Source organism: Azorhizobium doebereinerae UFLA1-100 (assembly GCF_000473085.1).
Lineage (GTDB): Bacteria > Pseudomonadota > Alphaproteobacteria > Rhizobiales > Xanthobacteraceae > Azorhizobium > Azorhizobium doebereinerae.
In genome coordinates this window covers 1-19,103 of the sequence record NZ_AXBA01000031.1, presented here as the reverse complement: position 1 = coordinate 19,103, position 19,103 = coordinate 1, and the positions used below count along the sequence as shown (strand labels likewise).

General features: G+C 69.4%; 16 protein-coding genes. 10 read left to right on the top strand and 6 right to left on the bottom strand.

Annotated elements, in window-relative coordinates; translation table 11 throughout:
- The first annotated feature begins 234 nt into the window (after positions 1 to 234).
- From fliF to YU1_RS0119855, 6 genes are read left to right on the top strand one after another with little or no spacing between them, the layout of a single operon-like run.
- Complete coding sequence (gene fliF, locus YU1_RS0119880) at positions 235 to 1,914, top strand: flagellar basal-body MS-ring/collar protein FliF (RefSeq protein WP_029005577.1); 1,680 nt, start codon at positions 235 to 237, stop codon at positions 1,912 to 1,914.
- Positions 1,911 to 2,609, top strand: a complete 699-nt coding sequence (locus tag YU1_RS30335; RefSeq protein WP_051357060.1) for a hypothetical protein — start codon at positions 1,911 to 1,913, stop codon at positions 2,607 to 2,609. The genes fliF and YU1_RS30335 overlap by 4 nt, the downstream gene beginning before the upstream one ends.
- 8 nt (positions 2,610 to 2,617) lie before the next feature.
- Positions 2,618 to 3,952, top strand: coding sequence for a MotB family protein (locus tag YU1_RS0119870; RefSeq protein ID WP_029005576.1), 1,335 nt, complete (start codon positions 2,618 to 2,620; stop codon positions 3,950 to 3,952).
- Positions 3,952 to 6,555 carry a hypothetical protein gene (locus YU1_RS30330; RefSeq protein WP_051357059.1) on the top strand — a complete coding sequence of 868 codons (2,604 nt, stop codon included), beginning with the start codon at positions 3,952 to 3,954 and terminating at the stop codon, positions 6,553 to 6,555. Before YU1_RS0119870 ends, YU1_RS30330 begins: the two co-directional genes overlap by 1 nt.
- Positions 6,552 to 8,408, top strand: a complete 1,857-nt coding sequence (locus YU1_RS34780; RefSeq protein ID WP_029005575.1) for a flagellar hook-length control protein FliK — start codon at positions 6,552 to 6,554, stop codon at positions 8,406 to 8,408. Before YU1_RS30330 ends, YU1_RS34780 begins: the two co-directional genes overlap by 4 nt.
- Complete coding sequence (locus YU1_RS0119855) at positions 8,353 to 8,931, top strand: transglycosylase SLT domain-containing protein (RefSeq protein ID WP_029005574.1); 579 nt, start codon at positions 8,353 to 8,355, stop codon at positions 8,929 to 8,931. The genes YU1_RS34780 and YU1_RS0119855 overlap by 56 nt, the downstream gene beginning before the upstream one ends.
- 375 nt (positions 8,932 to 9,306) lie before the next feature.
- Here the strand turns inward: YU1_RS0119855 and YU1_RS0119850 are convergent, their stop codons facing one another.
- Complete coding sequence (locus YU1_RS0119850; RefSeq protein ID WP_035716028.1) at positions 9,307 to 9,960, bottom strand: protein phosphatase CheZ; 654 nt, start codon at positions 9,958 to 9,960, stop codon at positions 9,307 to 9,309.
- A 249-nt stretch (positions 9,961 to 10,209) separates the two neighbouring features.
- Between YU1_RS0119850 and YU1_RS0119845 the strand changes: the two genes are divergently transcribed.
- The gene (locus YU1_RS0119845) at positions 10,210 to 10,593 is read left to right on the top strand and encodes a response regulator (RefSeq protein WP_029005572.1); all 384 of its coding nucleotides are present in this window, start codon (positions 10,210 to 10,212) and stop codon (positions 10,591 to 10,593) included.
- 739 nt (positions 10,594 to 11,332) lie between these two features.
- Complete coding sequence (locus tag YU1_RS0119840) at positions 11,333 to 12,001, top strand: response regulator transcription factor (RefSeq protein ID WP_029005571.1); 669 nt, start codon at positions 11,333 to 11,335, stop codon at positions 11,999 to 12,001.
- 569 nt (positions 12,002 to 12,570) lie between these two features.
- Here the strand turns inward: YU1_RS0119840 and YU1_RS0119835 are convergent.
- Positions 12,571 to 13,359 carry a response regulator gene (locus YU1_RS0119835; RefSeq protein ID WP_029005570.1) on the bottom strand — a complete coding sequence of 263 codons (789 nt, stop codon included), beginning with the start codon at positions 13,357 to 13,359 and terminating at the stop codon, positions 12,571 to 12,573.
- Positions 13,360 to 13,906: 547 nt separating this feature from the next.
- On the opposite strand from YU1_RS0119835, the gene YU1_RS34775 reads away from it, so the two are divergent.
- The gene (locus YU1_RS34775) at positions 13,907 to 14,038 is read left to right on the top strand and encodes a hypothetical protein (protein WP_280790720.1); all 132 of its coding nucleotides are present in this window, start codon (positions 13,907 to 13,909) and stop codon (positions 14,036 to 14,038) included.
- Here the strand turns inward: YU1_RS34775 and YU1_RS30325 are convergent.
- From YU1_RS30325 to treZ, 4 genes are all read right to left on the bottom strand, one after another.
- The gene (locus YU1_RS30325; RefSeq protein ID WP_245263389.1) at positions 14,028 to 14,435 is read right to left on the bottom strand and encodes a response regulator; all 408 of its coding nucleotides are present in this window, start codon (positions 14,433 to 14,435) and stop codon (positions 14,028 to 14,030) included. The two genes, YU1_RS34775 and YU1_RS30325, sit on opposite strands and share 11 nt — an antisense overlap.
- Positions 14,435 to 16,135: a sensor histidine kinase gene (locus YU1_RS0119820; protein ID WP_051357058.1), complete on the bottom strand. Its 1,701-nt coding sequence runs from the start codon at positions 16,133 to 16,135 to the stop codon at positions 14,435 to 14,437. Before YU1_RS0119820 ends, YU1_RS30325 begins: the two co-directional genes overlap by 1 nt.
- Before the next feature lie 25 nt (positions 16,136 to 16,160).
- On the bottom strand, positions 16,161 to 16,649 hold the full coding sequence (locus YU1_RS30320; RefSeq protein WP_156922286.1) for a putative pterin-binding protein: 489 nt from the start codon (positions 16,647 to 16,649) through the stop codon (positions 16,161 to 16,163).
- A gap of 222 nt (positions 16,650 to 16,871) precedes the next feature.
- A complete protein-coding gene (treZ, locus tag YU1_RS30315; protein ID WP_342447004.1) occupies positions 16,872 to 18,701 on the bottom strand; it encodes a malto-oligosyltrehalose trehalohydrolase in 1,830 nt (609 codons plus the stop codon).
- 191 nt (positions 18,702 to 18,892) lie between these two features.
- Between treZ and YU1_RS30310 the strand changes: the two genes are divergently transcribed.
- A partial coding sequence (locus tag YU1_RS30310) for a transposase (RefSeq protein WP_035714732.1) occupies positions 18,893 to 19,103 on the top strand: 211 nt, incomplete at its 3' end.

Sequence of the window (19,103 nt, the reverse complement as noted above, 5' to 3'; positions counted from 1 at the left end):
GTGTGGTGGGTATTTTCCACACTGGCCGGCGCGTAATTGCCGGCACTTTCGGGCCACGTCTCCGCAAAGGGACGTGGCCTTTTTCGTCTGCAACGCCCATGCAAGGTTGACGCGAAAGATTGCCCCCTGGGACGCCGGGCTGCGGTTCATCGCCGGCCAGTGTCTCAAGTCCGTCCGGGATGGCGGCCCCAGCCCCCGTCCCGACCTCGAGGCAATCACCATGAGGCGGCGCGCATGAATGCCCGCGAGCAGCTTGAGCGGCTCCTGTCCAACCTTCGCCAGCTCGGCGCCCGACGTCTGGTGGCCCTGGCGCTGATCGCGCTCACCGTGGTCGCGGTGATCGGGCTTGGAGCGATGTATCTCAGCCAGCCCGAACGGGAAACGCTGTACGCCAACCTCAATCGCGAGGACGTCACCCGCATCGGCGGCGCGCTCAAGGACGCCGGCATCTCCTTCGATGTCTCCTCCGATGGCGCCTCGGTCCTCGTCGCCCACTCAGATACCGCCCGGGCGCGCATGCTGCTGGCCGTGAAGGGCCTGCCGCAGAGCTCCAACTCCGGCTACGAGCTTTTCAACGACGTGCGCTCCTTCGGCCTCACCTCCTTCATGCAGGAAGTGACCAAGGTGCGCGCGCTTGAGGGCGAGATCGCCCGCACCATCCAGACCATGAAGGGCATCAAAGCGGCCCGCGTGCACATCGTGCTGCCCGACCGCGGCTCGTTCCGCCGCGACCAGCAGGCCGCCACCGCCTCGGTGGTCATCCGCACCGAGAATTCCGCCGACAGCTCCACCGCCCAGGCGATCCGCCACCTGGTGGCCTCGGCCATTCCCGGCATGAAGCTGGACAACGTCACCGTCCTCAACACCGATGGCGCGGTGCTGTCCTCCAGCGAGGACGGCGTGAACGCCGCCGCCGGCAAGAAGGCGCTGCTCCAGCAGCAGGTCAACCGCGACACGGAAGAGCGGATCCGCCGCACCCTGACCCCGTTCCTCGGCCTCGGCAATTTCGAGATCAGCGTGTCCTCGCGGCTCAACACCGACAAGAGCACCATCAACGAGACCACCTTCGACCCGGCCTCCAAGGCCGAGCGCTCCACCCGTGTGGTCAAGGAGCAGGGCCAGTCGCAGAACAAGTCGTCCCAGCCCAACACCACGGTGCAGCAGAACATTCCCCCGCCTCCGGGGACGCCCGCCAACGGCAACGAGAACAACGAGAACAATCAGCGCCGCGAGGAACTGACCAATTTCGAAATCTCCACGCGCACCACTCAGACCGTGCGCGACGCCTTCCAGGTGCAGAACCTGTCCATCGCGGTGCTGGTCAACAAGGACCGCCTGACCGCGGGCAAGGATGCGCCGCCGATGGAGACGCAGACCTATGAGATCGAGCAGCTCGTCGCCTCGGCGGCCGGCTTCGACAAGGAACGCGGCGACAAGCTGAAGGTCGTGGCCGTGCCCTTCGCTGACGGCGGCAACAACATGGAGGCGATCCCGCCGCTGACCTGGAGCGAGCTGCTGTTCCGCCAGGCCGGTACGCTGGTCAACGCGCTCACCATCCTCATCGTCGCCGTGCTGCTGATCTGGTTCGGCCTCCGGCCCGCCCTGCGCGCCATCCTGGCCCGGCCGGAGCCGGACGAGGCGGAAGCCATCGAGGCGGCCATGCTCGCCGCCCCGGCGTCCGACCTGCCGCCCGACCAGATCCTGCCGACGTCCGCCACCGCCGACGGCCTGGCCGGCGTCACCACCCTGCCGGCCTTCGCCGGCGGCGATTCCGGCCCGGTCAACCTGATCGGCGACGTCACCTCCAAGGTGAACCGCTCGCCGCAGCGCCGCCTTGAGCAGATCGTCGAGTATGACGAGGAGCAGGCCGCCGCTATCCTGAGGCAGTGGCTGCACCAAGAGGCCAAGGCATGAGCGCGAAGGCCCTGAAGACGCACCTGCCGCATTTCGGCTCCGCCTCCGCGCCCATGCCGGAGGTGCTGAAGCCCTCCGCCACGATCATGAAGCCGCTGCACGAGCCCAAGGCCAAGGTGGAGGCCCCCGCCAAGCCGAAGATGGAGAGCCTCGCCCAGCCCAAGCCGGTCCGCCCGGTCAAGGAAGCCGCGCCGGATCCGGCGGTGGTGCTGGCCGCCGCCGTCGAGGCCGCCCGTGCCGAGACGCTGGCCGCCGCCCGCCTGGAGTTCGAGGCCGAGCGCGCCCGTGACGCGGAGGCGTTCGAAGCCCATCTCGGGCTTGCCCGCCAGCAGTGGGCGGTCGAATCGGCCACCGGCCTCGCCGAAGGGCTGAAGGGGGCCATGGCCGAGATGGAGGAGCGCATCGCCACCGCGGCGGGCCGCATCCTCATGCCCTTCCTCGCCGAGGCGGTGCGGGCTCGCGCCGTGGACGAGTTGGTCGGCCATGTGAAGCGGCTGATGTCCACCCCGGAGGCCCCGGTGGTGCGCGTCAGCGGCCCCGAGGACCTGCTCAATGTGCTGCGCGCCCGCTGCGACGGCACCGGCATCGAATTCCAGCCGAACCAGGACGTGGATGTGCGCGTGACCGCCGACGACACCGTGATCGAGACTCAGCTGCGCGCCTGGGGCGCACAGCTGACCGAAGCTCTGGCCTGAGGCGCACCATGGCTGACAAGGGCGAGCACCACGAAATCATCATCATCAAGCGCCACGACGAGGAGGAGCACGAGCATCACTCGAGCGCGTGGAAGGTGGCGCACGCCGACTTCATGACGGCGATGATGGCGTTCTTCCTCATCATGTGGCTCATCAACGTCACCGATAAGGACGTGCGCAAGGCGATCGCCAGCTATTTCAATCCGGTGCATCTCGCCGAGAGCATGACCGAGCGCAAGGGCCTCAACGACCCCGAGGACATCAAGCCGGACGGCACCTCGGCCGACGGCAAGGAGAAGTCCGCGCTGAAGCAGACCGCAGGCGCCGGAACCGGCCCCGGCTCCGACAACCAGGTCGGCGACAAGGACCGCGCGGCCTTCCAGGATCCCTATGCGGTGCTCTCCAAGCTCGCCGGCGAGGCCGATCCCGCCGATATGAGCACGCCGGACGCCGCCGTCGGCGAGACCGGCAAGCCCGGCAACACCGCCGGCGACGCCGCGCGCGATCCGTTCGACCCGGTCTATTGGCAGATGAACCAGGCGCGCAAGCTGCGCACCGACAAGCCCGGCCCCCAGAGCCTGAACGCCCCCACCGCCAAGCGGCCGGACGCATCGGTGTCCGCGCGCGGCACCGGCGACCTTCTCAGCGACGCCGACGGCACCGATCCCGCCATCGCGCCCGTGCCGGATGCCCAGGCCGTGGCCAGCGGCGGCGGCAAGGCCGCCGCTCCCTCCACCGATCCGAACAAAGCCAGCCCGGGCAAGGGCGATGTCGCCAAGGGTGACCTGGCGAAGGGCGACGCCGCCAAGGGGGATGCCGCCAAGGGCGAGCAGGCCAAGGGCGACACCCAGGCCGGCGCCGGCACCGTCAAGGCCGACCAGGCCAATGCCGACCGGCTGAAGGGCGAGGTGCTGGCGGCCGTGCAGAGCACCATCGGCAATGTGCGCGCCCCGCATGTGGACGTGCGCGCCACCCGCGAGGGCCTCGTCGTCAGCCTCACCGACGACATCAATTACTCCATGTTCCCCGTGGGTTCGGCCGTGCCCGACGCCCGGCTGGTGCGGGCGATGGAGAAGATCGCCCAGGCGCTCGCCAAGCGCCCCGGCGAGATCGTCGTGCGCGGCTATACCGACGGACGGCCCTACCGCTCGGACACCTATGACAATTGGCGGCTGTCCTCCGCCCGCGCCCACATGGCCTATTACATGCTGGTGCGCGGCGGCCTGCAGGACCAGCGGGTGTCGAAGATCGAGGGCTTCGCCGACCGGAGCCTGAAGAATCCAAGCGATCCCAACGCGGCGGAAAACCGCCGTATCGAAATCGTGCTGCGGGTGCCCAACTGATGCGTCGCGGACCCTTCTCCCCCCTCGCCATCACCCTCGCCCTCCTCATGGCGACGACGGCGGTGCGTGCCGAGACCTTCGACCTGTTCGGACTGCTGCGGCCCCATCCCGCGGCCGAGCCGGCGGCAACGCCGGATGGCGCGGGCGGCGCCGACGATGTCGCCCCCTTGCCGCAGCCGCAGACACTGGCGGTGGCGCCGCTCCCGCTGCGCCGCCCCGCCGTTGTGCAGGACGCCAGCGCGGCGGGCGCCGACGTTGCCCCCCTGCCGCAGCCGCAGGTGCTCGCGGCCGTGCCGCTGCCCCCGCACCGGCCGAAGATCACGTCCGAGCCCTCGCTGCTGCTGTTGCAGATCCCCAGCGCCGGCAAGACGGCGGTGACCGCCGCCAGCGGCACGGTGGCCGCGCCCGCCGCGGCCGTGGCCCAGGCACCGGCCGTCGCCCCGGCCCCGCCCGCCGCTCCCGCCGTCGTGGCGCAGGCGCCCGCGCCCGTCGCGGCGCAGCCGGTGCCCGCGCCGGTCCCGTCCGTCGCAGCCCAGCCCGCGCCCGCTCCGGCGGCCGTGGTTGCCGCTCCGGTGGCCCCCGCCGCTCCGGTCGCGGCCCCGCCGGCCACCGTCGCCGCTGCCGACACGCCGGTGTCGCCGGTTGAACGCGCCGCCATTCCCTTCCCCATGCCCCGCCCCGCGGTGGCGCAGGCCCCCGGCGTGCAGCCCAAGCCCGTGCGCACGGTGACGGTCGCGGCCCCGCCCGCCCACCGGCCCGCGGAGCCGGCGCCCGTGGCGGTGGCGGCGGCAACGCCGGCGCGCGAGACGCCCGCGCCCCGTGCCGCGTCTTCCGCCCCGCTCGACGCCGGCCGCGACCTCGCCTCCGATCCCATGCCCGTGGTGTCGCTGGAGCCGTCGGCCAATACGCTGTCGCCCGAGGCGATGAGCGCCATCGTCATCGCCCAGACCGAGCGCGAGGGCCTGACGGCCGCGCAGGATCTCGCCGCCGCCAAGGCGGCCGGCACGAAGCAGATGGGCGGCCAGGACGAACGCCGCGTCGCGCGCGACGATGCGCCCCCGCCGGTGCTGCCGCCCGATCCGGCGGCGGTCGCCGACGCCATGCTTCAGCGTATTCCCACGGTGACCTCGGCCATCGCCGGCATCGTGTCCGCGGTTTCGCCGACCAGCGCCTACGCCGGCGCCAACACCACGCAGACGGCGCAGGCCGCGCCTGCCGGCCAGGCCCAGGCCGCGCCGACGCCCGCCGACGTGACCCGCGTGGAGCGTCCCACCGGCGGCCCGGCGCCCTACGAGATGGTCCGCCGCCTGCAGCGGCTCCAGGACCGCATCGCCAATGGCGATACCGACGCCCTCCAGGCCCAGCGCGTCCTGATCGCGCAGACCGAGGAGGTGTTCCGCACCGCCGACCCGCAGGTCTGGCAGGACCCGCGCAACGCCCGCGGCGCGGTCATCTTCTTCCTCAGCGGCGGCGCGCCCACGGAGTTGCGCCGGCTGCTGACCCTCACACCGAAGCCCGCCGTGGACGAGCGGCTGCTCCAGGGCGCCCTCGCCTATGTGGAAGGGCGCCAGGAGGACGCGGAGCGCTATCTCAGCGAGATCAACGCCATGCAGCTGCCCGACGCGCTCGGCGGCCAGATCGCCATGGCGCAGGCGGCCGTCACCGTCAGCAAGGACCCCAAGAAGGCCATGGGCATGCTGGACGTGGCCCGCCTGATGATGCCGGGCACGCTGGTGGAAGAAGCGGCGCTGCGCCGCGAAATCCTGGTGGCCGCGCAGCTCGGCGACCTCAAGCAGTTCGAGCAGCTCTCGCGGCAGTATCTGTTCCGCTTCCGCTACTCGGTCTATGCTGGCAACTTCCGCCAGCGCTTCGCCGCCGCGCTCACCCGCATGGCGTTCGTGAATGACGGCGACCAGTTCCACCGCCTGACCAGCCTGCTGGCGCCGCTCGACCGCGACAGCCGCCTGGAGATCTACCTCATGGTGGCGCGCGGCGCGCTCAACCAGGGCAAGCTCATCGCCGCGACGATGGCCTCCGACAAGGTGATCGCCGAGGCCCCGGCCCTGTCCTCCGATGCCGAGCGCGCCCGGGTCTATCGCAGCGCCGTGCGCGCCGCATCGAGCCATGACGTGGACGTGGCGCTGGCCGAGCTCAGGGGGGCCGAGCGCAGCCGGCTGCCGCCGGAAGACGTGCTGCTGCTGAACGCCGCCATCACCACCGCCGAGCTGGTGAAGTCGGCCGGCGAGACGGTGAAGGTGGCCGCCACCAAGCCGTCGGCCAAGGTCGACCCGATGAAGATCACCGCGCCCGCCAGCGGCGGCCCCGCTTTGGTGCCGCGCTGGCCGGCGGCCGAGCCTGCGGCGCAGGTCGCCGAGGCCAAGGCCACCGACCAGAAAGCGCCGGACGCGCGCCCCGCGGCACCCGCCGGCGGCTCCGTCCAGGCTTCCGCCCAGCCCGCGCAGGCCCCCGCCGCGACCCAGCCGACGGCTGCGGCCGCCCCGGCTCCGGTCTTCGACGACGGCTCCACCGCCAACGCCCTCGTCAGCCGCGCGCAAGGCACGCTGAGTAATGTTGACGCCCTGCTGAAGGATGCCCCCAAATGAGCGCGCTCAACATCACCGGTGCGTTGCCGCCGACCCGTGGCGCCGACGCCACCTCCGGCAAGGCCACGGAGATGGAGGGCGACGAGGCTTCGGGCGGCAACCAGTTCGGCGACGTCTTCCGTGACCTCTCCAAGGCCAACAGCGAATCCGGCCGGGCGGCGGAAACCCGTGATCCGGCGGGCGACGGCGCCGCCGCCGGCCAAAAGACCACCAAGACCTTCTCCCTGGCGGACGCCCTCGCCTCGGTGGGAGGGCGCCGGTCCGAGGACGGCGCGACCACCGACGCCAGCACCGAAGGGGCCACCGACGCTGCTGCCGCAGAAACCGATGTGCGCGACGCGGCCTCCGCCAGCCACGAGCGGACCACCGCCCAGGCGGACGCCGCCGCCCGCACCCGGCGCATGCAGGGCAACCAGGGCCTGAGCGCGCTGCTGTTCGGCCGTGCCGACGGCGAGAACGGCCTCAGCCCGGCAAACTCCGTGTCGCAGGACCAGGGCAAGGCCACCACGGCCAAGGATGCCGCCGATAAGGCCAAGGACACGTCGCAGGACGCCGACCCGCAGGCCCAGCCCCAGCCGCAGGTGGCGGCCGACCCTGCCGCCATGCTCTCCGCCCTGGTGCCGACCCACGAGGCTCCGGCCGTCGAAGCGCCCGCCGAGGCGCACGAGGACGCCGCTGGCGGTGCCGCTCAGGCGGTGACCGCAGAAGCGGAAACCGCATCACCCGCCGCGAATCAGCCCATGCAGATCACCGTGCTGTCGCGGGAAACCCATTTCGCCCCCATCCGGACCATCGGCATGAACGGCGGCAGCGCGCCCACGGCCAAGGCCGATCCCGCGCAGGCGCCATCCAGGACGACCGACGCTCCGGCCACGACCGGGACCGCCACGGCCGCGACCGCCGCCACCGCCACCGCCACCGCCGGCCAGCCCGCCACCTCCCGCGCCACGGCGGCCGTGAAGCCCTGGACCACCTCGCTGCCCGGCGCGAAGACCGCGCCCAGCGCCACGACCGCCACCGCGAGCACCGCCACCGCGCCTGTCGATGAGGATGCCGCCGCCACCGCCGCGGAAAAGACCGTCGCCGGCCAGGCGCAGACCGCGGCCCGCGCCGCGACGGCGGACCGCCGCGAGGCCGATGCCCGCAGCCGGACGGAGAGCGCCGCCGCATCGACCGCGCCCCAGACCTCCCGCGCCGCGGCCAGTGACGACGTCAGCCAGAGCCGGGGCGCCGACGTGACCGCCGCCCGCAACGAGACGGACGGCAACCTGCCCATGACCGGCACGGCGGGCATCGCGCCCGGCGGGGTGGCGACACAGAACCTGCCCACCCTGCGCCAGATTGGCGCCGCCATCGCCACCGAAGTGACCACCATGGGCCAGGCGCCGGTGGCCAGCGCCGATTCCGCCTCCGCGCAGGCCCTCGCCGGGCCGGTGCGGCTGCTGCAGATCCAGCTGAAGCCGGATGATCTCGGCACCGTGAACGTGCGCATGCGCCTCAGCAGCGGCGGGCTGGAGATCCAGCTCCGCGCCAGCAACGCGGACACCGCCCGCATGCTGGAGCAGGATCGCGCCGCTTTGTCCGAGCTTCTGACCGCCTCCGGCATCACGGCGGACAACATCACCATCGTCGGCATCGATGGCGGGGGCTCCATGCAGCTCACCGGCCAGGACGCCGGCCGCCCCTTCACGCCCCCTGAGACCGCGAGCGGCCAGACCGACCGGCAGGAGCGCAATTTCTCCGACCAGCAGGGCCGCGGCTCGCAGGAGGAGAACAGCCAGAACGGAGCCCGACATGATGAAGCGCGCAGTCGCAGCGGTGCTGCTGACGCTGGCGGCGATTTCCGCATCTAGCCCCGCCGCCACCGCCCCGCAGACCGTCCAGGCGGACGCTTGCGAGAAGGAGCTGGTGCGCGCCTCGGCCAAGTACCAGATCCCGCTGCCGATCCTCTATGCGGTGGGCCTGACCGAGACCGGCGTGAACGGCAAGATGCACCCCTTCACCATGTATATCGAAGGCAAGGACGTCCAGCCCAAGACGCTCTCCGAGGCGCTGGCCATCTTCCGCGAAGCCAACGGGCGCGGCGTGAAGCTGATCGACATCGGCTGCATGCAGGCCAACTGGTACTGGCACCGCGCGGAATTCCCCTCGCTGGAAGCCATGTTCGACCCGCGTCAGAATGTGGAGCAGGCCGCCAGGTTCCTCCAGGAGCTGAAGAAGCGCCACGGCACCTGGACCATGGCCGCCGCCCGCTACAATGCGGGCCCGAACAATGACGTGGCGCAGAAGCGCTATGTGTGCCGGGTGATGAAGAATCTGGTCGCCGCCGGCGTCGGCAACTGGACGCCGACCGCCAAGGCCTTCTGCGACGCCTGACCCCCAGGCGAGCCCCGGCTGCGGCGCGGCCGTTCTTCCCAACAATCCCGTCCTGCCCCGCCAGCGCCGCCCTTCCGGGCGGCGTTATCGCATCTGCGCCCGGCGCGGCGGTGCTACCGCCTCACGTCAGGCGACATGACGCGAGGTGGGCACTACACCCTCCCGGCGTGCCCGGCGGCTGTCACGCAACCGATGAAGAAGACGGCTATCGTTCAGGTTCACCGATCCACGCCGTGAACCTTGCCGTGAGCCTTGCCGCGAACCTTGCCGAAGCCCGGACGCCGAATGCTGCCCGACGCCCGATCGTTTGCGGGCCCGCAAACGCAAACGGGCCGGCGTGCGGCGCCGGCCCGTCAGCAATCTCACATGAAACACTCAGGCGAAGAGCGAGTCGATATCGTCCTGGGAGACCACGTTCTCGTCGTGGGCCAGCGCCGGACCGTTGAGCAGGGCCTCGTCACCCTCGCGGGTGATGATGCCGGCGTTCTCCGCCACCATCTCCGCACCGCCCCAGATGTCGGTCATGCGCGCCACGCGTTCCTCGATGAAGGTGAGCAGCTTCACCACCTTCTTGATGCGCTGGCCGGTGATGTCCTGGAAGTTGCAGGCCTCGAAGGTCTTGATGGTCTGCGCCTGGATCTCTTCCGCCAGGGTCAGTTCCTCGCCCGAGAGCCGGCCGATCAGGATGGACACCGCCGAATCGATGGTCTCGGCAGACGAGAGAATGGCCTCGGTGGCTTCCTCGGTATCCTGCACGACGGCATCCAACTCGTCCGTGGCACGGAAAAGGCTCTCACCGCGCGTCCCCTCGGCGTGGAGGGTGGCGATTTCCTTCTTCGTGTTGCGGATCGCGTCCTGGATCGTCTCGATCCCGGCCCAGAGGGCGTTACGGTCCCGCTCGCGGTCGGCCGCTGGGTCCCGCTCCCGGAACTTCACGATCTCCACGCGCACCTCGGCGATCTCCGTCAGGATGCGGTCGAGTTGACCCTCGACGCTAATTCCGATAGGGCCGCTGCCCGCAACATCCATGATGCTGCTTATGCGGTCCGAAGCCTCAATGCGAAACGGCCGCCGGCTAACCGACATCCGAACCTCCTTATGCAGGGCAGTCGACGATTTATGGTCTACTTCTATACTTCATCGCCTCCCGCATCAAAAGTCCCCCTTGTCCCGGGCTGCAAGCTTGGCGCAAGGTGTTTCCAGCTAAAACGTATGAGCCCAGCCGACGAGTCACCTCTCGGTTAGTATCGACCTTGCTACCCGCTAACGGAGTGTGCCATGGCGGTTGACCTTTCAATGCCGGTCCTCGTCGTCGACGACTATAAGACGATGGTCCGGATTATCCGAAATCTGCTTAAGCAGATCGGCTTCGAAGACGTGGATGAGGCTTCCGACGGTACGGAAGCTTTCACGAAGCTCAAGGAGCGCCAGTACGGCCTGGTGATCTCCGACTGGAACATGGAGCCGATGACCGGCTACGAGCTCCTGAAGCGCGTCCGCGACGACGCCGACCTCAGCGCGATCCCCTTCATCATGGTGACGGCGGAAGCGAAGTCGGAGAACGTCATCGCGGCGAAGAAGGCCGGTGTGAGCAATTACATCGTCAAGCCGTTCAACGCTCAGACCCTCAAGGGCAAGATCGACGCCGTCTTCGAGGCGTGAGCCCTCAGGCGGTACCGGCGCATCGCGCGTCGCAGGATGGGTACCGTCCTTCAAGGTGTCACCGGCCCGAGCGCCAGCAGGCAGCCGGGCCGGCATCGGCCGGGTGATTGTTCGGGCCGGATGCTTCATGTATCCGGCCCGAACGTCTTTTCATGCGCGCCGTCCACGGCCGCATTCGCCACGCCGGCCCTGCCGCCGGCCCGGCGCACTCCGCGCGCCCGCCCAGGCGAGGACGCGAGAGACACCCGCGGCCTCCGAGCTCAACTCGATCGGGGAGAAGGCCTTTCCCGCAGGGAAGGCCCCAAACGGCCGGAGCCGCTCAGCGGCACGCGCCACCCCCGCCGCCGGTCACGCCACTCAGCGTTGCGGCTGGGCCGGGAAGCTTGCGGGACGCTTTTGTCCTGCCGATGCCGGCGAAATGTATTTCCAATTCCCCCCCAATTCGGCGTCAATTTGGACGGGCATTCGCAAGTGGAGGGTTCTCTCGGTGGTATTTGCTGAATGATTTGTTAGGTTTTTTAAGGATTTATGGCGATACCAACGAAAAACGCCTCCAGCATCCCCCAACTCGGCCCAATCTGGAGGGAAACTGGGTCCATTCGTGAATCTATTCGGATTGCTGCCCCCCCTCCCGGTCAGTAACCGTTTCTCAACGAAGTCCTGAACCCGCAATTTCGGACTTCGTGTCTAACGGTTTTGACGGTGCGCTGGTTCCAGCGCCTGTACGGGGGATGCAGAAATGTACGTTGTCGTCGATCACAGAGCGACTGTCGCTGAAGGGTATGTGTCGAGCTTTTCTCGCGAGGGCTTCTCGTCCCTCGGCCTCGGGTGCAGCGAATTCAAGGAATGGCTGAACACCGCTTCCGACCAGGACATCGGTGCCGTGCAGGGCTTCCTGCTGGGTGACTTCGACAGCCGTCCCGCTTTCCCGGAAATGATCCGCACCCACAGCCGCGCGCCGATCATCGCGCTGGCCGACATCCGCTCGCTGCAGCAGACCCTGGAGCTGTTCACCGCCGGCATCGACGACGTGGTCCGCAAGCCGGTGCACGTGCGTGAGATCGTCGCCCGCTCGGACGCCGTGTGGCGCCGCGTGAACTCCGCCACCGGCCCGGCCACCAACGGCCGCCTGCGCGTCTATTTCGATGGCCGCGATCCGGAAGTGGACGGCTCGCCGCTGCCGCTGCCGCGCCGCGAGCGCCATATCCTCGAATATCTGGTCAAGAACAGCCGTCGCCGCGTGACGAAGACCCAGATCTTCAACACCATCTACGGCATCTTCAACGACGACGTGGACGAGAGCGTCATCGAAGGCCACATGAGCAAGCTGCGCAAGAAGCTGCGCCTGAAGCTCGGCGAGGACGTGATCGACGCCAAGCGTTACATCGGCTACCAGTTCATCGGCTGACACCCGACGGCGCCAACCCGGCGGATCGTCGATCTGTCGCAAGGCCGACCGGACAAGGACGGGGGCGCATGATGCCCCCGCCTCTCGCGCACGGCCGATCGCCCCCGCCGCCTGCGGCAGGGCCGGATTGCGTCAAGGCGGCACTCAAGCGCCTTCGAGCGAAGTGGATTCCGGTTCGCGTGAAGAAAACGCGATGAAATAAATGGACAGAGAATTTCACCGATTTGAAGAAATCGGGAAATGCTCAGGGGCAGACCGGAACTGCCAGAGACATATCTGATCGAGATCGCGCCACGCGATCCATGGCCGGCATCAATGCCGGCCCCGGCTGTCCGGCGCTGCCTGATCGCGCCCGGCGCCTGAAGGGGCCTTGGACCCGCGCCTGCGCCCCATGACTTAGCCCCATGACTGAGACCGATTCTTGCGCTTGAGACCGCGCTCCGCGGCGCCCGTCCGGGCGCCCGCAGGGCAGCGCGCCGGAGGCTGGCAGATGCAGCCCGCAGGAAATCCTCCACGCGTCCGCCCGCGCGCCGGCGCCGACCTCCCGCGGCCGGCGGCGACAGCGCCGCTCAGTCCAGCTTGAGCCCGAGCCGCCCCGCCTGACGCTGCACGAAGGCTTCCATCCGCTCGCGTCCCGTGCCGGTGAGCTTGACCAGGATGCGCCGCCGGTCGCCCGGATCGGGCACGCGGTCCAGCAGCCCGGCTTCCTTCAGATCATCGATGCGGCGCAGCGCCGTGGTGGTCGGCACGCCCGAGGCGATACACAGGCTGGTCACCGAGATCGGCCGGTTGGTGGCTTCCGCCACCGCAAGGTCCAGCAGCATGTCCCAGGCGGGATCGGAAAACAGGCCGGCCTGGAAGATGGCGTCGCGGTCGGCGCGCGCCGCCACCAGGGCCTTCAGATAGTTCGGCCGGGCCGTGGCGGCCGGCACCAGGGCGGACGGCGAGCCGGCGGCGGCGGTCTCGTCCTCCACCAGGGACAGCGCCCGGTGGATGGCATGGGCCACTTCCTCGGCCGAGAGCGGCTTCTGGAGGAAATCCACCGCATGCAGGCGCAAGGCGCCGACCGCGCGGTCGAGCGAGGCATGGCCGGTGATGACGATCGCCGCCATCGGCTTGGTGCGGCGCCGGACCGCCAGCTTCTGCAACAGCTCAATGCCGTCGATGCGGGGCATCTGCAGGTCGGTGACGATCACCTGAAGATCCTCGTGGCGCTGCACGAGATCCAGGGCCTCGACCGCCGTCTCGGCGGTCAACGAGGGCAGATCGAGGGCGGCAAGGCCCTCGCTGAGCTCGATGAGAACGTCGGGATCGTCGTCCACCAGCAGCACGCGGGGGGGAGAAATCTCACCGCTCATGGGATCGAAGCCACAATGGAGGCCACTGACGTGCCCTGGGAGGAACGCGCTGCCAGCATGGAAAGGAGGTCCGGTATTAGGAATTTGCGGGACACCAGAGAACCTTCAACATCTGCGACGGAAATGGCACGGACGAGCCAAGGATCCTCCGGCACGTCCACTTCTCCGCTACCACGGAACGGCCGACGTTGCGGCCCGCCAAGGTGATAGAGGCAAAAATACTACATGATTTTGTCGATGGCTGCGCTTCCAGCCGGGCGCGGGCCCGCGCGAAGTGCTGGTCCGGGCCCACAAGACGGGAGCGCATATCGGCCCGCGCTGGCCGCGGCGCGCGCGCGGTGACGTCATGCGGGCCTTTCTCGTGCGGAAAGGGGTTTTGCGAAAAGGGGTTTTGCGGGAAGGGATCTTGCGGAAAGAGGGCAGGTTCGAGCGGGGAGTGCGGACGGGCCGCTTCCGCCAAGCGTCCCTGGCGCGCCAGGCCGGCCGCCGCTCGCGAGCCGCGCCCGGGCGCGGCGCCCTGCGGCGGGACAGCGAGCCGAGGGCCGCCATGGCCGGTCCCCTCGCCGGCCTGCGCCACGGCACGGCCGGCACGCGCGAGAAACCGACCGACGTCTCCCCGCAGTGCGATTTCGCCATTCCGGACAAGCACGGCCCGTGCGTGCGGCATTTTATCCCCTGAGCATCGCCTCCCGATCCGGGGCCGGCGCACCGGAGAGGAGACGTTCCACCCCCTCCATGACGATCACCGGATCGACAGGCTTCACGAAGAGGAAATCCGCGTGAAAGTCAGCCGCTTCAGTCTCGCTCACCACATGTCCAGTGATAATGGCAACAACCTTCGGCTGCAAATGCTTTGGCATCTTCCGCACGCGGGCCACCAGTTCGGCCCCGTCGTGGTCGGCGATGCGCAGGTCGGTGAGCAGGCAGCTCGGCGCCAGCCCGTCCTCCAGCGCGGCCATGGCGGCCGGGGCGGTGAAGCACACCTTGGCCTGCCAGCCCATGGAGACGAAGAACTCGCCCAGCTCCTCGGCGAGCTCGATCTCGTCGTCCACGATGAGGATCGATCGGTCGTCCATCACGCCACGTCCTGGGTCTGGGTGCGCGCGACCGGCAGGGTGATGGTGAAGCGCGCGCCACCCTCCACATTGGCGGCGGCGATGGTGCCGTTCATGTCGCGCACCACATTGCGCGCCATGGACAGGCCGAGGCCGGTGCCCTTGTCGGCCGACTTGGTGGTGCAGAACGGATCGAAGATCTGGCCGATGATGTCCTCGCGGATGCCGCCGGCATCGTCCTCCACCTCGATCACCACCTCGGCGTCCGTCACCCGGGCGCGCACCGTCACCTGGGCCTGCCGGGTGTCGTGCTTCTTGCTGTCATAGGCGTCGCGCGCATTCACCAGCAGGTTGACGATCACCTGCTCGAACATGGTCTGCTCGCCGGTCAGCATCAGGTCCGGCGAGATGTCCATGTCCAGCGCCATGCGGATGCCGGCGGCGCGATACTGCTCGGCGACGAAGCCGGCGGCGAGTTCCACCGCATGGCGGCAGGAGAAGCTGCCGCTCTGGTCGCTGGGCATGCGGGCATAGCGGCGCACCTGGTCGGTGATGCGCTTGGCCCGGTCCACCTGGGTGCCGATGCGGTCGAGCTTGGTGGTGACGGCCTCCGGGTCGGCCTCGCTCAGCACCAGGCGGCGGGCGTTGGCCACCGCCATCTTGATGACGGCGAGCGGCTGGTTCAGCTCGTGGGCGATGGCGGTGGCCATCTCGCCCAGCGTCGCCAGCTTGGCCGCCTGCATGAGCTGGAGCTCGGCATTGCGCATGCGGCTGGTGTCGGTGAGCAGGATCAGGATCTGCGGCCGGCCTTCCCAGATCACTCCGCACACCGCTCCGCGCAGCGAGACGATCTCGCCGCGCGGCTTGGTGAAGGCCATGGACAGCGAGCCGGAGCGCCGGCCGTTCTCGTCCACCGCCGCCTCGAAGGCGAGGCGGATGAGGCGCTTCCATTCGGGATGCTCGGGCGAGGGGTCCACCAGCGCCGCCGCGCTGGGATTGATGAAGCGCACCTGGTCGCCGGCGGGATCGACGATGATGGTGCCGATGGGCATGGCCTCGATGATGGCACGCAGATTGTCCTGCACCGCCGTGACCTCCGCCTTCGCCGCGGTCACCTCCGCGAGGCGCTGGCGGTCGCGCCGGCCGTCCATGAACAGGATGGCCACGAGGCAGGTCCCGGAGACGAACAGCAAGGCGAAGGGCACCACCGCCGGGCTGGCGGCCACCTCCCGCTCGCGGCGGAAGATCTCCTCATTATAGGCGACCGACTGCATCAGCACCTTCTGCAGCACCCGCCCCAGGGGCTCGATCTCGTAGAAGGCGCTGCGCAGCGAGGGCAGCGTGCCGGGCGCCGTCGGCGAGAGGCCGGGAAGGGAATCGATCAGCGCGTCCAGCACCACCTCGTAGTGCTGGAGCACCTCCTTCTGCGCCGCCACTTCCTGGAGCAGGCGGCCCTCGTCGGAATCGTAGAGCAGCGGCAGGCGCGAGCGCAGCAGCTCCAGGCGGAACTGCAACTCGTCCAGGGCGCGCCGGCTGGGGCGCAGCATGGTGATGTCGAACTGGCTCTGGGTCTTCACATATTCGAGCTGCGCCTGATAGGCGACCCAGCCCGAGGAACGCACCGTGGCGGACAGCAGCGCCCGGTGCTGGTTCTGCGAGACATAGAGCATGCCGGTGGCGAGGAAGAGGCCAAGCGTCGTCACGATCAGCGCGGCCGGCATCAGCCGGGCCCACGGGCGGGATCGATTATTCAACGACGAATTCAAGTGACTTGACCTGCCAGATCATGCGGGCCTGATACATCTGGGTATCGAGGTCTCGCCTACCATCGATCGGGTACATGATCCAATAGGGCCCCTTGTCCCGGACCCGCATGGTGGCGCCGTTGAGGCGCGACGCCAGGATGATCCCCTGCCGCAGCCAGTCGGTCGCCGGAATGGTCGCGGACCAGTCGCCCAGCGAATAGGCCCGCACTTCCTTGCAGCAGGGTCTCTTGGCGAGTTCCGCGATCGCCGCCAGCGTTGGCCCGGTGAAGGCCTGGACGCCATGGGTCCAGGGGGTCCGGGTCACGATCTTGGATTGCGGCAGGGCGTCGATTCCCGCCAGGTCGAAGGTGTGCTCCGAGAGCAGCTCGCCCGACGGAGTCACGAATGAAACGGTAAGCGGGTATTTTGAGCCCTGCGCCAACGCGCCGCCCACACAGCCGAACACGACCACGGCGGCCCAGAGGGCCAAGGTTATCCCCATCTTTACGGCGCGCACCTCGCCTCCCCTCCCCACGGGGATGTCCAGCGACGCGGACGCGGCCCCGATGAAGCTGCCCCCCCAGCCTTATCGTCTCTCGTCCCGAGCTTGTCACAGGGGGCCATCGCGTCGGCACGAAAAACGCTCCAGTTTGGCGCCATGCCGACCCCTTTCGTTCCATTATGAAACGATTGCAAGGGGGCGCGCAGGCGGTCAGGCGGCAGGCCCCAGCGCCCAGCGCACCGACCAGGGACCGGCCCGGTCGCCGTCGAACCAGCCCTCGGTCCAGAGCACCGCGCCGGTGGAGGACGGAAAGCCCCGCACCGGGTCCGCGGACAGGTTGGCCATCAGCTCCAGTTCCGCGTTTCCCGCGCGCCAGCGCACCGCGACGCCCCGCCCGCCCGCGATCCGCCACGTGCCGCCCGCATGCAGGCGCGGCAGCAGCGGCACCACCTTCTCCCGCCGCACCGCGAGGATGCGGCGATGCCAGTCGCGCACCGCCGCGTGCGGCGCCCGCCCCGCCTCGTCCCAGTTGAGCCTGCTGGCCGCGAACGTCGCCGGATCGAGCGGATCGGGGATGGCGGCGCGGCGGGCCGGGTCGCGGAAGGCGGCGAAATGGGCGAATTCCGCCCGCCGGCCGTCGCGCACCGCCTCCGCCAGGTCGCCGGAGAAATCGCAGAAGAAGCGGAAGGGGGTGCTCGCCGCCCATTCCTCGCCCATGAACAGCATGGGGATCTGCGGCGCCAGCAGATAGAGCGCCGAGGCCGCCTTGACCGCCGCCGGCGGCGCCAGGGCCGAGATCCGCTCGCCCAGCGCGCGGTTGCCGATCTGGTCGTGGTTCTGGAGGAAGGCGACGAAGGCGGTGGGCGGCAGATGGGCGCTCGGCGTGCCCCGCGCGGCGCCGCGATGGGCCATGGTCTCGCCCTGGAAGGCGAACCCTTCCGCGATCGCCCGCGCCCGCCGGGTCACGTCGCCGGCATAGTCGCCGTAATAGCCCTCCGCCTCGCCGGTGAGGGCCACGTGCAGCACATGGTGCAGGTCGTCGTTCCATTGGGCGGAGAAGCCCTGCGGCGCCGCAGGCCGCAGGCGCGCGGCGTCATTCTCCTCATTCTCCAGGATGAGATGGACGGGCCGCCCGGGGTTCGCCGCGCGCACCCGGCGGGCCAGTTCGTCGAGCAGGTGCTCGGAGCTGTCGTCCTTGATGGCGTGGACGGCATCCAGCCTCAGGCCGTCGAGGTGGAATTCCTCGATCCAGTAGAGCGCGTTGTGCAGCACGAAGGCGCGCACCGGCAACGCGTCCGGATCGTCATAGTTCACCGCCGCGCCCCAGGGGGTGTGGTGGCGCGCGGTGAAGAAGCGGGGGGCATAGGTCGGCAGGTAGTTCCCGTCCGGCCCGAAATGGTTATAGACCGCGTCCAGGATCACCATGATGCCGCGGGCATGGGCGGCCTCCACCAGCGCCTTGAAATCCTCGGGCCGGCCATAGGCGGCATCCGGCGCATAGAGCAGCGTGCCGTCGTAGCCCCAGTTCCGCCGGCCGGGAAAATCCGCCACCGGCATGATCTCAATGGCGGTGATGCCGAGCGCCGCCAATTCGTCCAGCTTGCCGGCGGCGGCCCTGAACGTGCCCTCGGGCGTGAAGGTGCCGATATGCAGTTCGTAGATCACCGCCTCGTGCCAGGGGCGGCCCGCCCAATCGCCGTCCCGCCAGGGATAGGCGGCGGGGTCGATCACCTCGCTCGGGCCATGCACGTCCTCGGGCTGGTGGCGCGAGGCGGGGTCCGGCACCTCCAGCCCGTCCGGCAGGCGGAAGGCGTAGCGCGTGCCCGGCCCGGCGAGGTCGCTCACCAGATGGTGCCAGCCGCCCTCCTCCCGCGACAGCGGCAGGACCGGGCCGCCGATGAGATGAAGCTCCACCCGGTCGAGGTCCGGCGCCCACAGCCGGAAATGCACGCCCGCCCCGGTGATCGCCGCGCCGAAGGGCATGACGTGGCACCGCGCCACGGGCGCGGCGGGCGGGGCGGCGTTCATCGGAACAGTCACGGGAGCATCCATGGGATCGGGGGTCGGACCAGCCGGCACCCACGCGGGCACCGCTTGGACCAACCCCGCCCGCGCGGGGCGGTTCCGGCTCCCGTGGCCCGGCCGGGGCGACGCCCGGCTAGGTAGTGTGGACTCTTGGGGTTCCCGGGCTGAATGATCTGTGATTCAAAGCTGCCTTTGATGAGGCAGCGATGGGTGTTCTTGATCGACTGGTGCTTGGGGATGAGCAGTGGGCGCGGATAGCGCCGCACATCATCGGCGACGAGCGGACGCGCGGCTCTTCGGGCCGGGACAATCGTATGTTCATCGAGGCGGTGCTGTGGATCGTGCGCACCGGCTCGCCTTGGCGCGATCTGCCGGAGCTGTTTGGAGAATGGAACACCGTCTTCCGTCGCTTCAGCC

Coding starts and splice junctions, on each gene's coding strand:
- YU1_RS0119835 (WP_029005570.1), bottom strand. CDS start 13,359: ATGAGCGGTGAGATTTCTCCCCCCCGCGTGCTGCTGGTGGACGACGAT.
- YU1_RS0119840 (WP_029005571.1), top strand. CDS start 11,333: ATGTACGTTGTCGTCGATCACAGAGCGACTGTCGCTGAAGGGTATGTG.
- YU1_RS0119850 (WP_035716028.1), bottom strand. CDS start 9,960: ATGGATGTTGCGGGCAGCGGCCCTATCGGAATTAGCGTCGAGGGTCAA.
- YU1_RS30330 (WP_051357059.1), top strand. CDS start 3,952: ATGCGTCGCGGACCCTTCTCCCCCCTCGCCATCACCCTCGCCCTCCTC.
- YU1_RS0119855 (WP_029005574.1), top strand. CDS start 8,353: ATGAAGCGCGCAGTCGCAGCGGTGCTGCTGACGCTGGCGGCGATTTCC.
- YU1_RS30325 (WP_245263389.1), bottom strand. CDS start 14,435: ATGGACGACCGATCGATCCTCATCGTGGACGACGAGATCGAGCTCGCC.
- YU1_RS0119845 (WP_029005572.1), top strand. CDS start 10,210: ATGGCGGTTGACCTTTCAATGCCGGTCCTCGTCGTCGACGACTATAAG.
- YU1_RS34775 (WP_280790720.1), top strand. CDS start 13,907: ATGGCCGGTCCCCTCGCCGGCCTGCGCCACGGCACGGCCGGCACGCGC.
- YU1_RS0119870 (WP_029005576.1), top strand. CDS start 2,618: ATGGCTGACAAGGGCGAGCACCACGAAATCATCATCATCAAGCGCCAC.
- YU1_RS0119820 (WP_051357058.1), bottom strand. CDS start 16,135: ATGCCGGCCGCGCTGATCGTGACGACGCTTGGCCTCTTCCTCGCCACC.
- fliF (WP_029005577.1), top strand. CDS start 235: ATGAATGCCCGCGAGCAGCTTGAGCGGCTCCTGTCCAACCTTCGCCAG.
- YU1_RS30335 (WP_051357060.1), top strand. CDS start 1,911: ATGAGCGCGAAGGCCCTGAAGACGCACCTGCCGCATTTCGGCTCCGCC.
- YU1_RS34780 (WP_029005575.1), top strand. CDS start 6,552: ATGAGCGCGCTCAACATCACCGGTGCGTTGCCGCCGACCCGTGGCGCC.